The sequence below is a fragment of the Clostridium vitabionis genome, assembly GCF_015351765.1.
Lineage (GTDB): Bacteria > Bacillota > Clostridia > Lachnospirales > Lachnospiraceae > Clostridium_R > Clostridium_R vitabionis.
Genome location: NZ_JADKQA010000005.1, coordinates 255257 through 277509, shown reverse-complemented (window position 1 = coordinate 277509; position 22253 = coordinate 255257). Strand labels below are relative to the sequence as shown.

Sequence of the window (22253 nt, the reverse complement as noted above, 5' to 3'; positions counted from 1 at the left end):
GCCCCCCTCAAGATGAGATATCCCATTCGAAAGAAGTAAGACCCCTTGAAGAGTACGAGGTTGATAGGGCAGAGGTGGAAGTGCAGCAATGCATGGAGCTGACTGTCACTAATCGGTCGAGGGCTTATCCAGACGGTTCGGATAATCAAGCGGATGTAATCAGTATGCGGTTTTGAGGGTACATTCCCTAAGAAATGAACGAGAAATGATCAGAATGGCCCGGTGGCTCAGTTGGTTAGAGCGCCGCCCTGTCACGGCGGAGGTCATGGGTCCGAGTCCCATCCGGGTCGTTAACAAAAGTGGGGTCTTAGCTCAGCTGGGAGAGCATCTGCCTTACAAGCAGAGGGTCACAGGTTCGAGCCCTGTAGGCCCCATTTTTTATTTATCCGGCAGCTTCATGCCGGAGTGCTGTACCGATCAATTTTGCTACCAACCCCTGCGCGTCCGGAAATTTCGGGCGGCAGGGGTTTTTCGGCGTAGATCCGGTGCATCCCCGACTGGCTGAATGATCACAGAAGCTTAATCTTTCTGAAAGAAAAGTGTTGACCGGCTGGGGCTTGCCAAGTGGACAGAAAATCAAAAAAAACGTATAATAAAGATAATCATGAGATAATTGAACTTAGACAGGGAACCAGAACGGGTGCAAGGGAGGTATGGACGGTATGAGAAGTTTTCGTTCTGTTCTTAAATGGGGCGCGCTGACAGCGGCTGCTGCCCTGTTTCTTTCAATGATTCCGGCGCTGCCTGCATTTGCCGGTTCGATCTCGACGGTCAGCATCCGGGTGGATGCCGGCGGGGATGACGCCTTCCAGGTCGGCGCGTATATGGATGACAGTGCCGTGGAGGTCACCACCCCCGGCGGCGACAGCAATAAATACACCATCGCTGAATATTCCTTCAACAATTCCTCCAAGGCCTATTTTTCCGCAGATCAGGCACCAACGCTGACGATCGCCCTGGAGGCGGCTGAGGATTATACCTTTACCCTGACGAAGGCGTCACAGGTGAAACTTACTGGCGATGCCAAGCCGGCCTACCAGAGTGCCCTGAAAAAGGAGGACAGCACGAGGCTCGAGGTTACGGTGACGCTGGATGCCCTCAAGGGCAAGGCAGGGAGCATCGAGTACGCGGATTGGGATGTCAAGCGGGACGGAACGCTGGAAGTGATGGCTTATGGCGGGAATGATTATCAGATCCAGCTGTACAAAGACGGGAAGAAGTACAGCTCGATCATCGATATCGCAAGCAGGGGAGGCGGCAACCAGGTGATCGATATGCGCCCCTATATCATGAACGCGGGCAGCTATACCTTCTCTGTGCGGCAGTATAACCAGGCCACGCATTCCCGCGGCCCCTGGTTCGACGTCGAGAATAAGTACAATGTGGACGAGGCGTCTGCTGCGGCAAGCCGGACCCAGTACGGGTATGTCTCCCGGGACGGTTACGGTTGGAAGAAGGACAGCTCCGGCTGGCGCTATCTCACGCCCGGCGGCTATCCGAAGAATGACTGGATCCGGGACAACCAGCACTGGTTCTGGTTTGATGATCAGGGCTATATGGTGACCGGCTGGCGGCTGATCGGCGGCAAATGGTACTACTTTAACGGGAGTGGGGAGATGCTGGAGAATACGATCACCCCCGACGGTTATCCGGTCGGCGCGGACGGCGCGTTCATCGCATCATGATCCCTTGACTGGCTGGAACCGGGCATCCCGCGGAGATCTGCTTCGCGGGATGCCGTTTTCGTCCCCGGGGCACGGCTCCGGGGACTTTTTTCTGTCATTTGAATTCTCTCTATGCTATACTAGGCATGTCTGATTGTCCGAAAAGGCCGCGGACAAAGCGTTTTCAGCGAATTTTGGAGGAATTATGTCACCGGAAAATGCAATCGAAGTCAAACAGGTCACCAAGATTTATAAATTATATAATAAGCCCATTGACCGCCTGAAGGAGTCGATGAACCCCGCACATAAGTCCTACCATCGGGATTTCTATGCGCTGAACGGGATTTCCTTCGAGGTGAAGCGCGGGGAGACGGTCGGTATCATCGGTACAAACGGCTCAGGCAAATCCACGATCCTGAAGATCATCACCGGCGTCCTGACACCGACTTCGGGCACGGTGGAGGTGGACGGCAAGATTTCTGCCCTCCTGGAGCTCGGCGCCGGCTTCAACCAGGACTATACGGGCATCGAGAATATCTACATGAACGGCACGATGATGGGCTATACCCGCAGGGAGATGGATGCCAAGCTGCAGGACATCCTGGATTTCGCGGAGATCGGAGATTTTGTCTACCAGCCGGTGAAGACCTATTCCAGCGGTATGTTTGTCCGTCTTGCCTTTGCCCTCGCGATCAATGTGGATCCCGAGATCCTGATTGTCGACGAGGCGCTCTCCGTCGGCGACGTATTTTTCCAGGCAAAGTGCTACAAGCGCATGGAGGAGATCCGCAAGAGCGGGACGACGATCGTCATGGTTTCCCACGACATGGGAAGCATCATCAAATACTGCGACAAGGTGATCCTGCTGAACCAGGGCGATTTCGTCGCCCAGGGCTCGGCGGGCAAGATGGTGGACCTCTACAAGAAGATCCTGGCAGGCCGTATGGACCAGCTCCAGGAGGAGCTGGAAATGAGTGATTTCTCCGGGGACAAGGAGGTGGAGGAGGAGCATCTGAAATCCTCCGCGGACGGCAGCCGTATGCTGGACCAGATGTCCATCAACGCCAACCGTGAGGAGTATGGCGACGGCCGCGCGAAGTTCATTGACCTCGGCCTCCTGGACGAACGGGGCAATGTGACGAACATGCTCCTCAAGGGGGAAATGTTCACGATTCGGGAGATCGTGCAGTTTAATGCCCCCATCGAGGCGCCGATTTTTACCTATACCATCAAGGATAAGAAGGGGACGGACCTCACCGGGACCAATACCATGTACGAGGGGACAGACATCAAGCCGGTGAAGAGCGGGGACATTTACCAGGTGGAGTTCCGGCAGAAGATGACACTGCAGGGCGGCGAGTACCTGCTGTCGATGAGCTGTACGGGATTTGAGCACGGCGAGCATGTGGTTTATCACCGCCTCTATGACGTGGTGAGCCTCACGGTCATCTCCAATAAGAATACCGTCGGCATCTATGATATGGAATCCCAGGTGAAGGCGCTGAAAAATCCCGCGGCCAGGACGGAGGAAAATGCATGAGTGCGGAAGATAAGAAGATCATGGCGCTTCTCCGGCGCTTTAAGGGGGACGCCCGGGAGGCGCTCCGGGAAAATAAGCAGCTGGATATTCTCTATGCGCTGGCGCCTCTCCGGGAAAATGTCCTCGAATGGTATGATTTTGACCCGGAGGCGCGGCTTCTGCAGATCGGGGCGGATTTTGGCGCCCTGACCGGCCTCTTTCTCCGGAAAACCGCCGGGGTCACGGTGGCGGATCCGGATCCCGAGGCCCTGGAGCTGGTCCAGGCGAGGTACTCCGGGGCGAAAAACCTGGCCACGGTTCAAACCGGGAAGGCCGGGGATGCCGTTGCGGACAAGGAGACCGGGAAGGCCGGGGGTGCCGTTGCGGACAAGGAGACCGGGAAGGCCGGGAAAGGTGGCGCAGATTCCGGGGAGCTTCGCCCGGGCAGCTTTGACTATGTGACGGTGATCGGCACCTTCCTTCCCGGGGAGGGCCTGGAGGGGCAGATCCGGCGGGCAGTCTCGTACCTTCGCGAGGGGGGAACGCTCCTTCTCGCTGTGCAGAACCGGTATGGCCTCAAATACCTCGCCGGCGTCGCCGGGGATCCGGTGACGGCATGCCGGGAGGAGCTTCTGCGTCTCCTGCCGGAGGCGGAGATCCGCTATCCGATGCCGGACTACCGGACCGCCTCGGAGATCTGGTCTGACAGCTGGCAGCCCACCGGAGCGGATGTGGCCGGCATGCTGCCGCTCTATGACTTCCCGCGGTATCCGTCGGTCAATGTGGGCGCTGTGTTCGCGGCAGCCTGCCGGGATGGGAAGTTCCGCGATTTCGCGGATTCCTACCTCGCCATCTGGAAGAAGGAGTCACGTCATGGCTGAGATTCTCTATGTGAAATATAACCGGACCCGGGCGGAGCGGTTCCAGATCCGCACGGAGATTGTCCGGAAAAAGGGAAAGAAATATACCAGGAAGACGGCCCTCTGCCCGGAGGGGCGCGGGCATATCCAGTCGTTCCGGGACAAGTATGAGGCGCTCTGCCGGGAATGTGAAGCCCTCCATTTTGCGGAGCCGTCATTTTCCCGCGATGGGATGACCGCGCGGTTTGATTTTATCGAGGGGGATACCCTGGAAAATCGGATCCTCGCGGCTGTCCGCGCGGCGGAGAACCCGAAGGCGGCACTGATCCGGGAAGTCCGCGCCGCGATGGGCAGGATCTTCGCTGTCCGGGCTGAGGAGAAGGGAAAATTTGCCCTCACCCCGGAATTTTCCAAGGTTTTCAACTGCCGCGGGGATCTCACCCCGGAGGAACTCGGAATGCTTGACGGGGAGAGCTTTTCCGCCTCGAACATCGACAGCCTTTTCGCGAACATGATCGTGGCGGAGGACGGCCTCTACGCGATCGACTATGAGTGGGTGATTCTCTTTCCGGTGCCGGCGGATTTCGTCCGCTACCGGACGCTCGTCTACGCCTATCTCCACCTGTCCAGCCAGTTCGGCGGCCTGAGCAGGGAGGAATTTCTTGACCTTTTCCCGGAACTGGTGACCAGTAACCGGGAGCTTTGGGCGGTCTATGAGAAGATGGAGGGCAATTTCCAGGAGTACGTCCACGGGGAGAACCAGCGGATTTACCAGGAAGACTATATGGTGGAGACAAAAACCGCCATCAGCCTCGCCCATGTTGATGAGGATCTCCATGAGACCAGGGAGCGCAACGACCAGCTCGCTGCCCAGATCGAGGACAAGAATGAGGAACTCAGGAAGATCCGGGAGGTCCAGCGGCTGACGCAGAACCATGTGGCGAATCTGACCGCCATGATTGCGGATCTCAGGCACAGCAACGAGGAGCTGGCGAAGGCGGTGGACTACTACCACCATCATCTGACCCTGGCGTTCCGCGCGCGCAGGAAGGCGGGTGACGTCTTCAACCGGAAGTATCCGAAGGGAAGCGCGGAGCGGGCGAAGCTCCATGAGACGAAGGAGCTGGTTTTCCACCCCCTGCGGGAGGCGCGCCTTCGGAGCACGGAGGAGGGGAGAAATCTCCTCGCCGGCGTCCACGAGATCGGGGAAGAATACCGCACGTACGGGAAGCTGCATTTCCCGGCGGTGGAGCATCCGGAGGTCTCCATCGTTATTCCCTGCTATAACCAGGTGCATTACACCTACCTCTGCCTCCGTTCGATCCTGGAGCACACGAAGAACGTAAGCTACGAGGTCATCATCGCCGACGACGTGTCTACGGATGCCACATCGCATCTTGGGGATTTTGCGGAGAATCTCGTGATCTGCAGGAACAAGGTGAACCAAGGCTTCCTCCGGAACTGCAACAACGCGGCGAAGCGGGCACGCGGCGAGTTCATCATGTTCCTCAACAACGACACCCAGGTGACGGACGGGTGGCTCGAGAGCCTTGTCAGCCTCATCCGGTCAGATTCCTCGATCGGCATGGTCGGTTCCAAGCTGGTGTACCCGGACGGGCGCCTGCAGGAGGCCGGCGGCATTATCTGGGACGACGGCTCCGGCTGGAATTACGGCAGGATGGATGACCCGGAGAAGCCGGAATACAACTATGTGAAGGATGTGGACTACATCTCCGGGGCGGCGATCCTGCTCTCCCGGTCTCTCTGGAAGGAGATCGGCGGCTTTGACGAGCGGTTTGCGCCGGCCTACTGCGAGGATTCCGACCTCGCCTTCGAGGTGCGCCGCCACGGGAAGCGGGTGGTCTATCAGCCGCTCTCCAAGGTCATTCACTTTGAGGGGATTTCCAACGGCACAGATGTCCAGGGCACCGGCCTCAAGCGCTATCAGGTGGAGAACAGCCGGAAGCTCAGGGAAAAATGGGCGGAGGAGCTGAAGAAGCAGTGCCACAATGACGGCAATCCCAACCCGTTCCTCGCCAGGGAGCGCAGCCAGGGCAGGCAGGTCATCCTGGTGATCGACCACTATGTGCCGACCTTTGACCGGGATGCCGGCTCGAAGACGACTTTCCAGTATCTGAAAATGTTCCTGCATGAGGGGTTCCGGGTGAAGTTCCTCGGCGACAATTTCGCGCATGAGGAGCCGTACACCACGACGCTGACGCAGATGGGCATCGAGGTGCTCTACGGGAGCTGGTATCAGGCCGGTTTCTGGGACTGGCTGGACAAAAATGGAAAATACATTTCGTTCGCCTACCTGAACCGCCCGCACATTGCCACGAAGTATGTGGACTATCTCTCAGAGCACACGGATATCAAGATGATCTATTACGGGCATGATCTGCATTTCCTGCGGCTCTACCGGGAGTACGAGCTGAGCGGGGATACCAGGATCCGGCGGGAGTCCGCCTACTGGAAATCGGTGGAATTCTCGCTGATGCGGCGGGTTTCGATCTCCTATTATCCGTCCCAGGTGGAGATTGACGCGATCCACGCCGTGGATCCGACCATCCGGGCAAAGGCGATCACCGCCTACGTCTATGAGAAATTCCTGGATCAGATCAATGAGGATTACGGGAAGCGGGAAGGGCTGCTGTTTGTCGGCGGATTCGCGCACCCGCCGAACGCGGACGGTGTCCTGTGGTTTGTGAAGAATGTCTGGCCGATGATCCGCGAAAAGCTCAAAATCAATTTCTATATCGTGGGATCCCACGCGACGGAGGAGATCGAGGCGCTGAATGATCCGGAAAATGGCGTCGTCGTGAAGGGCTTTGTCAGTGAGGAGGAGCTCGCCGCCCTCTACCAGAATACCAGGATGGTCGTCGTGCCGCTCCGGTACGGCGCCGGTGTCAAGGGCAAGGTGGTGGAGGCAATCTACAACGGCGCGGCGATTGTGACCACTTCGGTGGGGAGCGAGGGCATTCCGGAGGTGGAATCTGTCCTCCGGGTGGAGGATGAGCCGGAAGATTTCGCGGCGGAGGTTGTCCGCCTTTATCAGGATCCGGCGGAGCTTGTCCGGCTCAGCAGGGCGACTCAGGCGTACATCCGGAGCCATTTCAGCACCGAGGCGGCCTGGAACGTGATCCGGGAAGATTTTACGAGGGAAGACAATCCGAAGGAACGGCAAGGATAAGCCGGCCACCGGAAAGGGAGACAGCATGGAAGCAATTTTACTTGCCGGCGGCCTGGGAACCAGGCTCCGGAGCGTGGTGAGCGACAGGCCGAAGCCGCTGGCGGATGTGAACGGGAAGCCGTTTCTCTGGTATCTGGTGAAAAGCCTCCGGGAACAGGGAATTACCGATATGATCTTCGCCGTGGGCTATATGGCGGAGCAGATTGAGGATTATTTCGGCGACGGGAGCGCCTTCGGCATTCATGCCGCCTACGCGGTGGAAAAAGAGCTCCTGGGCACCGCGGGAGCGATCCGGAACGCGGCGGCAAAGGGAGAGGGCGAGGAGTTCCTGATTCTCAACGCGGACACCTACTACCGCATGGATTATCAGAAGCTCCGCGATCTCGCGGCCCGGGAGCAGAGTGACATGGCTCTCGTCCTCCGCCGGGTGCCGGATATCCGGCGCTATGGGGAGGCGAAGCTCATCGGGGGACGCTTGACCTCCTTCAACGAGAAGACCGGGGAGGAGCGGCCGGGAACGATCAACGGCGGCGTCTATCTGATGCGCCGGCGCCTCATCGAGGAGATTCCGGCGGGGAAGGTCTCCCTGGAAAATGCGATGATTCCCCATTGGCTTGGCGAGGGAAAAAAGATTGCCGGGATGGTGAATGACGGCTATTTTATCGACATCGGGGTTCCGGAGGATTACCGCAGGTTTTGCCGTGACGCCGCGGACGGAAAGGCCGGGTGACGGCATGGCGAAGGTGGTATTTCTTGACCGGGACGGCACGCTGAACGTGGAGACGCACTATCTTCATGAGCCGGAGAAGCTCGTCTTCTTCCCGGACACGGCAAAAGCCTTACGGATGCTGCGGGAGGCGGGATTTCTCCTGATTGTCGTGACGAACCAGGCCGGCGTGGCACGCGGGTATTACTCGGAGGAGGATGTCGCCCGCTTTCACGAATATTTTAATGAGAAGCTCCGGGCGGAGGGCGCGGCGGTGGACGCCTTTTATTACTGCCCGCACCATCCCGAGGCGGGGATCGGCAGCTACCGGACAGACTGTGACTGCCGGAAGCCGAAGACCGGGATGTTCCTCCGGGCGGAGGGAGACCTCCTTGAGCGGACAGGCGGGCGGATTGACAAAGCCCATTCCTTCATGATCGGGGATAAGCTTATCGACACTATAGCCGGGCACAATTACGGCGTGCGCTCCATCCTCGTGGGAACCGGCTATGGCGCCGGCATCCGCCGTGACGAGGCGGAGCGCGGGGAGCTGCTTCCAGACGGGCGCCCTCGCGGTGGCGAATACGATATCTATGCGGAAAATCTGGAAGAGGCTGCCCTGGTGATCCTGCGGGAATCAGGGAAGGAACGGAGATAGCGGCAGAGGGGAATTGCCATCGAGACAGAAGAGATCCAAAACAGGGCAAGGGAGCGGGAGACAGGGGAGAAAGGATCGAAAAGCAGTGAAAGTATGAGGGAGACGGCAAAACGGCAGAGAGAGGTACCCGGCGGGAAATGGATTTTCGAGGATGCGCCGATCCCGCGGGCGGTCGCGGAGATGGCGGTTCCGACCGTGATTACCCAGCTGATCAATATTGTCTATAATTTCGCGGATACCTGGTATGTCGGAAGAACAGGGAACGCCGCCATGGTGGCAGCCCTCTCGGTCTGCATGCCGATCTACGTCTACATGGCAGCCATCGCCAACCTGTTCGGCATCGGCGGCTCCAGCGCGATCTCCCGGAGCCTCGGGAGAAAACAGCCGGAGAGGGCGAGGCACATCTTCGCCTTCTGCCTGTTCGGCGGGCTCGTGGCGGCGCTGCTCTACGCCCTCATCATGCTGGTCTTCGGCGGCCGGATCATTCCCCTCATCGGCGGGGATGACCGTTCGTCACCCTACGTCAGGGATTATATTTTCTGGACCATGATCCTGGGGGCAATTCCGACGGTGGGCAATGTCCTCTGCGGCCATCTCGTCCGCTCGATCGGCGCCGCGAAACAGGCCGGGTTCGGGATGTCCATGGGAGCTATCCTGAATATTGTCCTGGATCCGCTCTTTATGTTTGTGATCCTGCCGCCGGGCCACGAGGTTGCCGGCGCGGCGGCAGCGACCCTGATCTCCAACACGGCGTCCCTTATGTACTTCCTGGTGTTCCTTGTGCGCCACCGCGAAAATCCGGTGTTCACGGTAAATCCGGCAGAGATTTCTTTCTCAGCGGGGATCCCCGGGGATGTCCTGTTGGTCGGGATCCCCGCGGCGCTCCAGACCATGCTGGCGATGACCTCGAATATTTTCGCCAATGCCCTGGTCCGTGGCTACGGGAGCGAGGCGGTTGCCGGCATGGGGGTAGCCAAGAAGATCAACATGATCGCCTTCAACACCACCATGGGGCTCACGCAGGGCATCCTCCCGCTCCTCGGCTACAATTACGGGGCGGGCAATTACCGGCGGATGCGGAAGACGATCCGCTTTACCGCCGTCATCGGCCTGGTATTCACGACATCCTGCCTGCTGGTGTTCCGCGGATTCGCGGTGCCGATGGTCCGTTTCTTCATCGCGGAGGAAAAATCGGTCGCCTTCGGCAGCACCTTTCTCCGGATCATCGCCTTCGCGGCGCCGCTGTGTACATTTTCCTACCTGATGAACGCCGTATTCCAGGCTTCGGGATGGAAGCGCTGTTCGCTGGTGCTCTCGGTCTGCCGGAAGGGGCTGCTGGACATTCCGGCGATGTTTTTCTTCCGCGGGGCATTCGGCGCCCTCGGCGTCGTTCTCGCGACGCCGTTCGCCGAGACACTTTCGCTGGGCCTCGCGGTCGTGATGTATCTGGTCTATGTGAGAAAGCTCCCGGCTCCTGCGGGGAGAAAAGATGATGTTTCCGGCACGGCGGGGCGGGTGGGCCCCCGGGATGACCGGGGATAGGAGAAAAAATGAAGATTTCAGTCAGTGATTTCGGCATGGCGGACGGCCGCATGAGCCGCCTCTATACGATGGAAAATTCCCGCGGCATGAAGGTGTCGGTCACGGATTACGGCGCGGCGCTCGTCAGCGTCGTCGTTCCGGACAGGGACGGGAAGCCGGTGGACTGCGTTCTCGGCTATCGGGATGTGGACGGTTATGTGAACAATACCGGAAGCATCGGCTGTTTTATTGGCAGGAACGCAAACCGGATTGGTGGCGCAAAGGTGGTGATCGGCGGGAAAACCTACGCGTTGGAGAAAAATGACGGGGAGAACAACCTGCACAGCGGGAGTGTCCGCACCGCGCACATGGTTTTCGAAGCGGCGGACAAGGCCGGGAAAGACATCGCGGCGGTTGCATTTTCCCGGGTGCTCCGGGATATGGAGCAGGGTTTCCCGGGAAATCTGGACACGACGGTCACCTACTCGCTGAACGAGGCGGGGGAGCTGGCGATCGACTATGAGGCGGCCTGCCCGGAGGACACGGTCTGCAACATGACCAATCACTCCTATTTTAATCTCTCCGGCGAGGGGAGCGGGGAGATCACCGATGAGGTGCTGACGGTCTTTGCGGACGCCTACACGCCGACCGGGGACGACCTGATCCCGACCGGTGAGCTCGCGGATGTTGCGGGGACGCCGATGGATTTCCGTACCCCGAAGCGGGTCGGCCAGGATATCGACGCGGATTTCCCGGCGATCCGCCAGGGCCGCGGCTACGATGTCAATTACGCGCTGAATGCCGCGCCGGGGAAGGTGATCCCGGCGGCGTCTCTCGTGAGCCCGCGCACCGGCATCCGCATGGAGGTGCTGACGAACCTCCCGGGTATCCAGATTTACACGGCCAACGGGCTCCGAACGAAGATGCCGGGGAAATGCGGCCGGCCGTACACGTCCCGCGAGGGGATCTGCTTTGAGACGCAGTATTTCCCGAATGCCTGCAATGAACCGAGGTTCCAGAGCAGCATCCTGCCGGCCGGGCAGATCTACGCGGCGGAGACCATTTTCCGCTTTTCCGTGTAAATGCCCTGGTGCCGCCGGCGGGCGGCGCGGTTTGTTAAGAAAAGTTTTACTTGAAGGCGGCCGGCATTGCGGCTAAGATGGTTTCGTTATGTATACAGGACGTGCGCCGGGGACGGGGCACGGCGCCAAAGGAGGTATTCCGTGAAGGTTGTTATTCTGGCGGGCGGTTTCGGCACGAGGATCAGCGAGGAGAGCGATTTTAAGCCGAAGCCCATGGTGGAGATCGGCGGCCAGCCGATCCTCTGGCATATCATGAAATATTATTCCCAGTTCGGCTACCATGATTTCATCATCTGCCTGGGCTACAAGCAGTATGTCATCAAGGAGTATTTTGCCGAATATTTCCTGCACACATCGGATGTGACCTTCGACCTGGCAAACAATTCGATGGAGGTTCATACCCGCCACGCGGAGCCCTGGAAGGTGACGCTGATCGACACCGGCCTCAATACGATGACCGGGGGCAGGGTCAAGAGAATTGCCCCGTATATCGGGAATGAGCCGTTCCTTCTGACCTACGGCGACGGGGTGTCAACGGTGGATCTGGACGCCCTGGTGAAGTTTCACAAGAGTCACGGAAAGATCGCGACGATCACCGGGGTCAACATCGGCCAGCGCTTCGGCGTCATGGTGGCCGATGAGAAAGGGCAGATCAAGGAGTTCCGGGAGAAGAATGACGACGACGGCAAGATCATCAACGGCGGATTCATGGTCATGAACCCGGAGGTCATGAACTATATCGCTGGCGATGACACGGTGTTTGAGAAGGAACCCCTGGAAAATCTGGCGAAGGACGGCGAGCTGATGGTGTACCAGCACAGCGGGTTCTGGAAGTGCATGGACACGCAGCGGGATCACCGGCAGCTCGAGGCCATGTGGGCGAAGAATGAGGCACCGTGGAAGATCTGGTGACGGAGGGCAAAATGAGCGGATGGATGGAGTTTTATCGGGGAAAGCGGGTTCTTGTCACCGGGCATACCGGCTTTAAGGGATCCTGGCTCGTGCGGATTCTGGAGCTTCTGGGGGCGGAGGTCACCGGCTATGCCCTGGAGCCGCCGACGGACCCGTCCCTGTTCGGGATTCTGGACCTCGCGCACACGATGGATTCGGTGACCGGGGATATCCGCGACCTGGGGCGCCTGCGGGAGACATTTGCCCGGGTTAAGCCGGAGGTCGTCCTCCACCTGGCCGCGCAGCCGATCGTCCGGGCGTCCTACCGGGATCCGGTCGGGACCTTCGGCACCAACGTCATGGGCACGGTCCATGTGCTGGAATGTGTGCGTGAGACGGAGAGCGTCCGTTCCTTTGTCAATGTGACGACGGACAAGGTTTATCTCAACCGGGAGTGGGAGTACGGTTATCGGGAAAATGACCGCCTGGACGGCTTTGACCCCTATTCGAACAGCAAGTCCTGCTCGGAGCTTGTGACCGCCTCTTACCGGAGAAGCTTTTTCGGTGAGGGCGGAAGGAAATGCGCGATTTCCACCTGCCGGGCCGGAAATGTGATCGGCGGCGGGGATTTTGCCCCGGACCGCATCATCCCGGACTGCATCCGGGCGGCGGCGGCAGGAAAGCCGGTCGAGGTGAGAAATCCCCATTCGACGAGGCCGTACCAGCATGTCCTGGAGCCGCTGTTTTTCTATCTCCGGGTGGCGAAGGAGCAGGCCGAGGATCCCGCATTTGCCGGGAGCTACAATATCGGGCCGGATGACCGGGACTGCGTGGCCACCGGCGTCCTGGCGGACATGTTCTGCCGGGCGTGGGGCGGCGGCGAGACCTGGGTCACGGGCAACCCGGACGGGCCGCACGAGGCAAATTTCCTGAAGCTCGACTGCTCGCACGCAAAGCGGGTCTTCGGATGGGCACCGAAAATGCACGCCGGGGAGGCGGTCGAGGCGACGGTCCTCTGGTCGAAGGCATGGCTTCGCGGGGAGGATATGCGTGAGGTTACCGACCGGCAGATCCGCGGATGGATCGAAAAATCAATGGAGGAGACAAGCGGATGACAAATCAGGATGAGGCGATGCACAAGGCGCAGGAGGCGGCGAGACAGGAGATTCTTGACCTTGTGAAGAACTACTGCGAGACCTATCATAATCAGAACCCGGAGTTTACGCCGGGACAGCGGATTCCCTACGCTTCCCGGGTCTATGACAGCGCGGAGATGGTCAATCTCGTGGACAGCGCCCTGGAATTCTGGCTGACCGCGGGCCGCTGGACGGAGAAATTCGAGCGGGGGCTCGCGGACTATCTCGGCGTCCGCTTCGCGGCGCTGGTCAATTCCGGTTCCTCGGCGAATCTCACCGCGTTCATGGCGCTGACCTCCCCGCTGCTCGGGGAGCGGCGGGTTAAGCGAGGAGATGAGGTCATCACCGTGGCCGCCGGATTTCCCACCACGGTGACCCCGATGATCCAGTACGGCGCGGTTCCGGTGTTTGTGGATGTCACGATCCCGCAGTACAACATTGATGTGACGAAGCTGGAGGAGGCCAGATCCCCGAAGACCAAGGCGGTCATGATCGCCCATACGCTCGGCAATCCCTTCGACCTCCGGGCGGTCCGCGACTTCTGCCGCAGGTATAACCTGTGGCTGGTTGAGGACAACTGCGACGCCCTCGGCAGCCGCTATGACATCGACGGGAAAATGCGCTATACGGGCACGATCGGCGATATTGGCACGTCCAGCTTCTATCCGCCGCACCATATGACGATGGGCGAGGGCGGCGCGGTCTACACGAATGACCCGCTGCTTGCCCGGATCATCCGCTCCTTCCGGGACTGGGGGCGTGACTGTGTCTGCCCGCCCGGAAAGGACAATACCTGCGGCCACCGGTTTGACGGAAAGTACGGCGACCTCCCGCGGGGCTATGATCACAAGTATGTCTATTCCCATTTCGGCTATAACCTCAAGGCGACCGACATGCAGGCAGCCATCGGCTGCGCGCAGCTGGAGAAAATGCCGCATTTCGCGGAGAGGCGCCGTCATAATCATGCCCGCCTCCTTGCGGCGCTCCGCGGCATGGAGAAATCCTACCTGCTCCCGGAGCCGTGCCCGGGGTCTGATCCGGACTGGTTCGGCTTCCTGATCACCTGCCGGGGTGACGCGGACCGGAGCAAAATTGTCCCGTATGTGGAGAGCAAGGGCATCCAGACGAGGATGCTGTTCGCGGGCAATCTGACCCGCCACCCGTGCTTCGATGAGATGCGCGCCTCCGGTGAGGGCTATCGCGTTGCCGGTTCCCTGGAGAATACGGACCGGATCATGCGGGACACCTTCTGGGTCGGCGTTTATCCGGGCATGACTGATGAGAAGATCGATTATATGGCCAAGGTTCTCCGGGAGGCGCCGGAGAAGGCCTGAACCGTCGAGGAGGAGATCATGGGGGAAAGCAGGACATACGACCTCACGGAGGTGCATGCGGCGAATCTCCGCATGCTGAAGGAGATCGACCGCATCTGCCGGAAGCACGGGATCCGCTATATGCTGGATTCCGGCACGCTTCTCGGGGCGGTGCGCCATCATGGCTTTATTCCCTGGGATGACGACGTGGATATCGCGATGACCAGGGAGAACTGGGAAAGGTTCCGGAAAGCCGCCCCGGCGGAATTTCCGGAGGATATCTCCCTGCTCTGCCCGGAGGACATCCGGGACGGGAAGGTGTTCTATGATTTCACCCCGCGGATTCTCTACCGGGATAGCCGGCGGGGGCCGGATGATGAGGAAATGCGCTATTACGGCGGTGAGCTGAATCATCTGTGGATCGACATTTTCCTGCTCGACCGGGTGCCGGACGGGGCTCTCGCGGACCGTCTCGCCCGGGGGGTGCAGAAGGCCGTGTACGGCCTTGCCATGGGGCACCGCCGGACGCTGGACTATTCCCATTACCCGGCGGTGCAGCGCGCCGCCATTCGGATTCTCGCCGGGATCGGCAGGCGGATTCCTATGCCGGCGATCTACCGGCTCCAGGAGCGTGCGGCGTCCGCGTACCGGAACCGGAAGACGAAGCACCTGTACTACACCAATTATGCGCCGGACTGGATGTATGTGACGTTGGACAGCCGGTGGCCGGAGGACACGGTCGCCGTGCCCTTTGAGGACACGAGGCTGCTGGTTCCCCGCGCCTATGATCCCATGCTCAGGCAGCTCTACGGAGATTACCGGAAGCTTCCGCCCGCGGAAAAGCGGGTTCCGGGGCATGTGGGATTTCATTTCGGGCAGACCAAATGACCGGGTCAGGAGAGACAGGTTAGCGGTGAGGAGCCAACAGGAAAGCCTGGGGTTCCCCATCGGGAATTTTCTGACCGGTCACAGGACAGAAGGATGGAAGAAAAAGACAGAAAACTCTCGATCGTGGTCTCCGTCTACAACGAGGAGGCCGCGCTTCGGGAATTTTATCGCGTGTCGCGGCCGATTTTCGAGAGCCTTTCCTGGGACTACGAGCTGATTTTCGTGAACGACGGGAGTTCTGACAAGTCCGGGGAGATTCTCCGCGGCTTCGCGGCAGAGAACACCAAAATCCGCCTGGTGGAATTTTCCCGGAACTTCGGGCATGAGGCGGCGATGATCGCCGGTATCGATTACAGCACCGGCGACGGCGTGGTCTGCATGGACGCGGACCTGCAGCATCCGCCGGAGCTTCTCCGGGACATCATCGCGAAGCTCGGCGAGGGGTACGAGGTCGTCAATATGGTCCGCACCAGCAACACCTCGGCGGGCTGGCTCAAAAATGTGACCTCGTCCGCATTTTACCATTTGATCAACCGCATCTCGGATGTCAAGATGCTGGAAAATGCGTCGGATTTCTTTGCCCTCTCGGCGGAGGCGGCGGAAGTGCTCCGGGTGGATTACCGGGAGAAGGTCCGGTTCCTCCGCGGGTATGTGCAGAACATCGGCTTCCGGCGGACGGCGATCACCTACGAGGCGAGGCCGCGCGTCGCCGGGCACAGCAAGTACAGCATCCGGCGGCTCGCGAGGCTTGCGGTCAACACGATCCTGTGCTTTTCGGATATGCCGCTCAGGCTCGGCATCTACACCGGCTTTTTCGTCGGCCTTCTCGGGATCATCCTGATGATTTACACCATCTGGAGCCATATCGTCACCGGGACGCCCAACGGCTATGCCACGATCGTGGTGGTCCTCTGTTTTATGTTCGCGGTTCTCTTTTTCCTCCTGGGCATTATCGGTGAGTATATCGCGGTTCTCTTCGCGGAGCTGAAGGACCGTCCTGTCTATATCGTCCGCGATACGGTGAACTGTGAGAAAAAACCGCTGAAGGAGAAATCATGAGCGCAAAGCAGATTTTCCGGCGGGGGGCGGCCGCCCTTCTCGGCGCGGTGCTGATCCTCGCCATGATTCCGCAGACCGTGCTGGCGAAGCCGACTTGGCCGTCCTGCCCGGTCATCGCGTCGGAGTCCGGCATCGTCATCGACGAGGATTCCGGCGCCATGCTCTACGGGCAGAATGTCCACCAGCAGCAGGCGCCCGCCAGCATCACCAAGCTCCTGACCGCGCTGATTGTGCTGGAGAATTGCTCGCTGGACGAGAAGGTGACATACTCCCACGAGGCGATGACCAGGCTGGAACCGGGCTGCGGCAACAAGTACAATATGGCCGAGGGCGACGAGCTGACGGTGGAGGACGCGCTCTACCTCCTGCTCCTTGCCTCATCGAACCAGACGGCAAATGCGCTTGCCGAGCACACCGCGGGGAGTATTGATCAGTTTGTCGACCTGATGAACCGGAAGTGCGACGAGCTTGGCTGCCAGGAGAGCCATTTTGCCAACCCCTCGGGGCTGAACGACAGCACGCAGCTGACCAGCGCTTGGGATATGGCGCTCATCGCCAGGGCGGCTATGGACGATGCGGAGCTTTTGAAGATCGATTCCACGACAAGCCATGACATCCCGGCGACAAAGAACAATCCGAACGGCGCCACCGTGACCATGGAGCACAAGCTCCTCGTGACTGCCAATCCCTCGGATCCGAACTATTATCCCTACGCGGTGGCCGGAAAGACCGGCTATACCTCGATCGCCGGGCAGACGCTCGTGACCTACGCCGCGAAGGACGGCAGGCAGGAGATTGCGGTCACCCTGAAAAGCACGCAGAGGACCCACTACGCCGACACGGTCACGATGCTTGATTTCGGTTTCAATAATTTCAAAAATATCAATATTTCGGAAAATGCCAGCCTCCCGGACGGCGATCCGGTGAAGCTCGGGAAGAAAAAGTACGCCCGGAGCGACCTCACGCTGGATCAGGATGCCGCTGTGACCCTGCCGAATGACGCGAAATTTTCCGACGCCGAGGAGAAGCTGGTCACGAAGGACTTTCCGGCGGACGCCCCGGCGGGGACAGTGGCTATGCTGGTCTATACCTACGATGACCGGGAGGTCGGCAGGGCGGCGATCGTCAGTGCGGAGGCTGCGGAGAAGGCGAAGAACACGGTGGTCCGGATCCGCGGGAAAAAGGACGGGGAGACGGCCACAGGCTCCCAGGTGTCCGGTTCCTCGGGGGGGTTCAGCGGCCTCTGGAGCCGGCTGGGCGAGGCGTTCGGCGCGGTCTACGGGGCGGTGACCGATGCGGCCTCAGCCGCCGGAGCCTGGTATCGCTCCCTGAACCTTAGCCGTGCGCAGCTTGCCGGTATCCTGGGGGCGGCAGCGGCGGTTCTCGCTGCCGTGATTTTCGCCATCCTCCGGGCAAGGCGGAAAAACGCGGAACAGCGGTATCTCACCGCGTCGAAGGAGCGCAGAAAGCAGCGCCTCAAGGAGAGCGGGGTCAGCGAGGAAGAATTTGCCAGGATGGTGAACCGGGTGCGGAACCGCGGAGGTTTGGAAAAGCCGGCGGAGAAGGCCGCCGAGCCTGAGGCGCAGGAAAAGCCGGCGGAGAAGGCCGCAGAGCCCGAGGCGCAGGAAGCACCGGCGGAGAAGGCCGCCGAGCCCGAGGCGCAGGAAACGCCGGCGGAGAAGGCCGCCGAGCCCGAGGCAAAGGAAGCACCGGCGGAGAAAGACTGAACAGTTAAAAATTATTTAACATTTTCGAAATGTACTGTAAATCGCCAGGACGATAGGATATAATACGTGCATTGCGCTGAAACGAAGAACACAGGCTGACCGCCGGGACGGCGGCCGGCCTTCGGAGGTTTTTATGAAGAAATTTCTGCTGATGCTGGGCTGTGCCATGATGGTGCTTCTTGCCGGATGCACGAAAAGCACCATTGTCAACAATATGGACGGGGAGACAGTGACCGGCACCCCCTATCAGGGAACTGTGGAAAATGTGGAGATCGACTGGGACCAGGTGAAGGACGATGCCTCGGAAATCTTCAAGGACACGTCGGAATACCCCTACGCGAAGGACTTCATGCTCTATCTGGAGCCGGAGAACAAGGAGCTCCAGCTGCTCTGGATCGTTTCCAAGGATATGCCCGGCGACCAGGTTGAATCCTATGCGGAGGATCTCCTGAAGAAGTTCAACGATGTGGTGGCAACCCAGGATTTCAGCATTGAAAAATCCTCAGATACCTCCTACGGCGGCCTCTGGAAGACCTACAGCGTCTCTCTCGGGATTATCCCGGAGGGGACATCCGGTGACAACACCGACGACTGGTTCCTGAACGCCTATATCCCGGCGGGGCAGGATTTCCAGCTCCCGAACGCGTCATCTTCATCGTCAGGGGCAGCTGCGGAGGCGGGCACGGCAGGCTGAGTGCGCTGGTTTTGACCGGAATGTGTTCATATTACGTTCATAATTCTTTCAAAACTCATTTACAAAAAGAACATTGAATCTTCATCGGTCTTTCCTATACTCATAATCGTAGCAAGGATTTGCTTTCATTTTTTTCATAATGCCTGACCGAAAGGTTTGGCTCTCCTCCCTTATTAAAAGACCCCTCACTGCTGGAGGGGTCTTTTGTTATTCGCAGAACACTTAACAATAACCGGCCGCTTAACGAGGAGAAGCGAAAGCGCTGTCCGAACTTGGCAAATCTGCTTCTCAGGCGTGTGCCGGCGGTGTGCATGATTCCGGAACCCCGAAGAACAGGAGTGTGTCTTGAAAATTCTTCACTGTGCCGATATTCATCTGGATTCCCCCATGAGGGCAAATCTCCCGGAGAAGCTGGCCGCGGAGCGCCGGGCGGAGCTTCTCCGAGCGTTTCTGGATATGATTGACTATGCCGGCGGCGAGGGCGTGTCGGTCATTCTCCTCGCCGGCGACATTTTTGACTCCCCGAAGATTTCCGCGACGACAGCCGCGGCGGTCCGGAGGGCGGTCCGCCGTCATCCGGAGATCATTTTCGCCTATCTCCGCGGAAACCACGAGGGGGCGGGCATCCGCCCGGCGGAGGACGTGATCTTCGGAGGGGATCTTCCGGACAATGTCCTCACCTTTACGGACCGCTGGTCCTCCTTCCGCCTCCCGGATGAGGAGGACGGACATCGCAGGATACCGGTGATCCTGACCGCACGGGAGATCCCGGAGGATGGCGGCGCCGAGGCGGCGCGGACGCTGGACCTCCGGGAGGACCGCCTGAATCTCGTGATGCTCCACGGGCAGCAGGCAGAGCACGGGGGCTCCGGCACGATCCCGCTGAACCTGTTCAGGGGAAAGGGGATTGATTATCTTGCCCTGGGACATGTGCATCAGCTTGAGCAGGGGAGGATCGACGGCCGGGGAATCTGGTGCTGCCCGGGCTGCCTCCTCGGCCGCGGCTTTGATGAGCAGGGGGAGCACGGCTTCGTCCTGATCGATATCGACACGGAGACCGGGAAAATGCACCGCAGCTTCATCCCGGCGCCGGGAAGCCGGTTTTATGAGGTGCGGGCGGATGTCACCGGCTGCACGGATTCCGCGGAGATGGAGGAGCGGATCGCGAGCCGGCTGGCATCGGGGCCGTACCGGGAGGGGGATTTCCTCCGGGTCGTCCTTGCCGGGAACCTGGACGTGGAGGCGGAGAAAAATCCGGTCTATCTGCGGAAAGCATTTGCCGATAAGTACAGAAGCTTCACGCTCCGGGATGAGACAAAATTCACCGTGGACTACGCCGCTTTCCGCTATGAGCCGACGCTCCGGGGAGAGCTGGTCCGCCTTCTCAGCGCGGAGGACAGCCTTCCGGAGGAGAGAAAGGCGGAGATTATCCGCTGCGCTATGGAGATGCTGAAAGGGGAGACATGAGACTGATTCGCCTGCATGTGGAGAGCTTCGGCTGTCTCCACGACCTCACGCTGGATTTCCGGGACGGGTTGAACATCCTCTGCCGCGGCAACGGCTGGGGCAAGAGCACGGCTGCCGCCCTGATCCGGGTGATGTTTTACGGATTTCTCGGGGAAGGCCGCCGCGGGGAGCGGGAAAATGAGCGCCGCCGCTACCGCCCGTGGAACGGCGGCGGGATCTACGGCGGGTATCTGATCTTTGAGGCCGGCGGGAACATTTATCGGGCGGTCCGGAGCTTCGGCGCCCGCCCGAAGGAGGACACTTTCGCCCTCTATGATGAGCGGACCGGCCTCGAGAGCCGGGATTACTCGTCCAATCTTGGGGAAGAACTGTTCCGCATCGACGCGGAATCCTTTGCGCGGACGGTGTTCACCGGCCAGATGGACGCCCCCACCGGGGCGACTGACGGGATTCACGCGAAGCTCGGGGGAAGGCTCATGCCCGCCGGAGACGCGGGAAATTATACGGATGCGAAGGCGCGGATCCGCCAGGAGGTCAACCGCATAACGCCTGACCGGAAGACCGGGAGGATCAGCATCCTGAGCCGGGAGATCGATGAGCTTGAGGCACTTCTTCCCGGGGAGGAGAAGCTGCTCCGGGAGGCGGATGAGCTGTCCCGGAGCCTTTCCGCGGAGCGGGAGGAGTTAGATCAGGTTAACGGGAAGATCCGTGGGCTCGACAGCATGGCTGCGGACCTGGCCGCCCGGCTGGATGCCGGCGGCGGGGCTTCAGACGCAGGGAGCGGAACCTCTGCGGACGGTAGGAAAGGCGCCGGCAGAGGTTCTGCGGGCGGCAGGAAAGGCGCCGGCGGAGGTTCCGCGGGCGGCAGGGAAGGTGCTGCCAGACCCTCAGGCGCATCAGGAGCGGGGCTCCTCGCCGGGGCGCTCCTCGCGGCCTGTGCCGCCACCGCGCTGATCCTCTGGTTTGTCAAAGACCCGGCAGCAGCGAGAATCCTGTTCTCTGCCACCCTGGCCGTATGCGGGGGCGCGGCGCTTCTCGGCGCCGTCCGCTGGCTTCGGGGCGGAAAGCGGGAGCAGTCAGCGGAGCCGGAGGCAGGGGGGCATCACGGGGAAACGCCCGGGAGCCTCTCCCGGGAACTCATCCGGGCAAGCCGGGACAGGGACAGCCTGGCCGGGCGGCGGGATGAGCTTCTCGCCCATATCCGGGAGACGGAGGCGGCGCTCGGGGAAGCCCGGGACAGCCTCGCGGAGATTGCCCGGGCGAAGGCGGAGGCAGCCGAAAAGCGGGAGGAGAGGGAGAAGCTTTCCCACCGGCTCGGTGTCCTTGAGGATACCTCCTTCTACCTGGAAAAGGCGATGCAGGGATTTTCCGCCCGGTATGTCCGGCCGGTGACGGACGCATTTGCCCGGTATTACCGGATGATGACCGGCGAGGAGCCGGACAGCTTCCGGGTGGATGTGGATCTCGGCCTCAAGGTCGTGAGCGCCGGCACTCTCCGGGACAGCGCCGCGCTGAGCGCCGGGCTGCGGGATCTCACCGGGCTCTGCATGCGCATGGCGCTGGTGGAGGCCATGTACCCGAATGAGAAGCCCTTTGTGGTTTTTGACGACCCTTTCGTCAGCCTGGACGATGAGAAGAAGATCCGGGCAGCGCAGTTTCTGAAAAATATCTCCGCCGGCCGCCAGGTGATCTATTTTACCTGCAGCCGCGCCGGGCGCTGAGGCGGCGCATCCCGGATTCAGTCCGCCGGATTATTGCGCGGCTGGGCGCATCCCCGGGCAGCTGAGGCGGATTTCCCGGCGCGGTTAGGGTTCCTGCGCTTTCCGGTGACAGGGACGCCGCCGTGATGTAGAATAAAAGAAAACGCGAAGAGCAGAT

17 protein-coding genes, 2 tRNA genes and 1 rRNA gene are annotated in these 22253 nt (G+C 60.2%); all 20 read left to right on the top strand.

The features are described from left to right. A 23S ribosomal RNA gene (locus tag ISF27_RS11145) occupies positions 1 to 132 on the top strand; the annotation flags it as partial. 84 nt (positions 133 to 216) lie between these two features. Continuing rightward, positions 217 to 290 (top strand) — tRNA-Asp (locus tag ISF27_RS11140). Between the two features lie 11 nt (positions 291 to 301). Further along, positions 302 to 374, top strand: a tRNA-Val gene (locus ISF27_RS11135). A 288-nt stretch (positions 375 to 662) separates the two neighbouring features. Continuing rightward, complete coding sequence (locus ISF27_RS11130) at positions 663 to 1685, top strand: N-acetylmuramoyl-L-alanine amidase family protein (RefSeq protein WP_194611543.1); 1023 nt, start codon at positions 663 to 665, stop codon at positions 1683 to 1685. Between the two features lie 184 nt (positions 1686 to 1869). Then, complete coding sequence (locus ISF27_RS11125) at positions 1870 to 3204, top strand: ABC transporter ATP-binding protein (protein ID WP_194611542.1); 1335 nt, start codon at positions 1870 to 1872, stop codon at positions 3202 to 3204. After that, the gene (locus ISF27_RS11120) at positions 3201 to 4064 is read left to right on the top strand and encodes a class I SAM-dependent methyltransferase (RefSeq protein ID WP_194611541.1); all 864 of its coding nucleotides are present in this window, start codon (positions 3201 to 3203) and stop codon (positions 4062 to 4064) included. The genes ISF27_RS11125 and ISF27_RS11120 overlap by 4 nt, the downstream gene beginning before the upstream one ends. After that, entirely contained in the window at positions 4057 to 7233 is a 3177-nt protein-coding gene (locus ISF27_RS11115) for a glycosyltransferase (protein ID WP_194611540.1), read from the top strand. The genes ISF27_RS11120 and ISF27_RS11115 overlap by 8 nt, the downstream gene beginning before the upstream one ends. Before the next feature lie 25 nt (positions 7234 to 7258). Beyond that, positions 7259 to 7963, top strand: coding sequence for a nucleotidyltransferase family protein (locus ISF27_RS11110; protein ID WP_194611539.1), 705 nt, complete (start codon positions 7259 to 7261; stop codon positions 7961 to 7963). Continuing rightward, complete coding sequence (locus ISF27_RS11105; protein WP_407926086.1) at positions 7881 to 8597, top strand: D-glycero-alpha-D-manno-heptose-1,7-bisphosphate 7-phosphatase; 717 nt, start codon at positions 7881 to 7883, stop codon at positions 8595 to 8597. The genes ISF27_RS11110 and ISF27_RS11105 overlap by 83 nt, the downstream gene beginning before the upstream one ends. A gap of 93 nt (positions 8598 to 8690) precedes the next feature. Further along, entirely contained in the window at positions 8691 to 10139 is a 1449-nt protein-coding gene (locus ISF27_RS11100) for an MATE family efflux transporter (RefSeq protein ID WP_194611538.1), read from the top strand. Positions 10140 to 10147: 8 nt separating this feature from the next. Next, complete coding sequence (locus ISF27_RS11095) at positions 10148 to 11200, top strand: aldose epimerase family protein (protein ID WP_194611537.1); 1053 nt, start codon at positions 10148 to 10150, stop codon at positions 11198 to 11200. Between the two features lie 141 nt (positions 11201 to 11341). After that, complete coding sequence (rfbF, locus tag ISF27_RS11090; protein ID WP_194611536.1) at positions 11342 to 12112, top strand: glucose-1-phosphate cytidylyltransferase; 771 nt, start codon at positions 11342 to 11344, stop codon at positions 12110 to 12112. Positions 12113 to 12123: 11 nt separating this feature from the next. Further along, positions 12124 to 13206 (top strand): CDP-glucose 4,6-dehydratase, encoded by a 1083-nt coding sequence (gene rfbG, locus ISF27_RS11085; RefSeq protein ID WP_194611568.1) that lies wholly within the window; start codon positions 12124 to 12126, stop codon positions 13204 to 13206. Then, positions 13203 to 14561 carry a lipopolysaccharide biosynthesis protein RfbH gene (rfbH, locus tag ISF27_RS11080; protein ID WP_235986336.1) on the top strand — a complete coding sequence of 453 codons (1359 nt, stop codon included), beginning with the start codon at positions 13203 to 13205 and terminating at the stop codon, positions 14559 to 14561. The genes rfbG and rfbH overlap by 4 nt, the downstream gene beginning before the upstream one ends. 18 nt (positions 14562 to 14579) lie before the next feature. Then, positions 14580 to 15428 carry a LicD family protein gene (locus ISF27_RS11075; RefSeq protein WP_194611535.1) on the top strand — a complete coding sequence of 283 codons (849 nt, stop codon included), beginning with the start codon at positions 14580 to 14582 and terminating at the stop codon, positions 15426 to 15428. A gap of 93 nt (positions 15429 to 15521) precedes the next feature. Continuing rightward, complete coding sequence (locus ISF27_RS11070) at positions 15522 to 16487, top strand: glycosyltransferase family 2 protein (protein ID WP_194611534.1); 966 nt, start codon at positions 15522 to 15524, stop codon at positions 16485 to 16487. Continuing rightward, positions 16484 to 18214: a serine hydrolase gene (locus tag ISF27_RS11065; RefSeq protein ID WP_194611533.1), complete on the top strand. Its 1731-nt coding sequence runs from the start codon at positions 16484 to 16486 to the stop codon at positions 18212 to 18214. The genes ISF27_RS11070 and ISF27_RS11065 overlap by 4 nt, the downstream gene beginning before the upstream one ends. A gap of 133 nt (positions 18215 to 18347) precedes the next feature. Continuing rightward, a complete protein-coding gene (locus ISF27_RS11060; protein ID WP_194611532.1) occupies positions 18348 to 18908 on the top strand; it encodes a YgdI/YgdR family lipoprotein in 561 nt (186 codons plus the stop codon). A 345-nt stretch (positions 18909 to 19253) separates the two neighbouring features. After that, positions 19254 to 20375, top strand: coding sequence for a metallophosphoesterase family protein (locus ISF27_RS11055; protein WP_194611531.1), 1122 nt, complete (start codon positions 19254 to 19256; stop codon positions 20373 to 20375). Next, complete coding sequence (locus tag ISF27_RS11050) at positions 20372 to 22096, top strand: AAA family ATPase (protein WP_194611530.1); 1725 nt, start codon at positions 20372 to 20374, stop codon at positions 22094 to 22096. The genes ISF27_RS11055 and ISF27_RS11050 overlap by 4 nt, the downstream gene beginning before the upstream one ends. Positions 22097 to 22253: the final 157 nt, after the last annotated feature.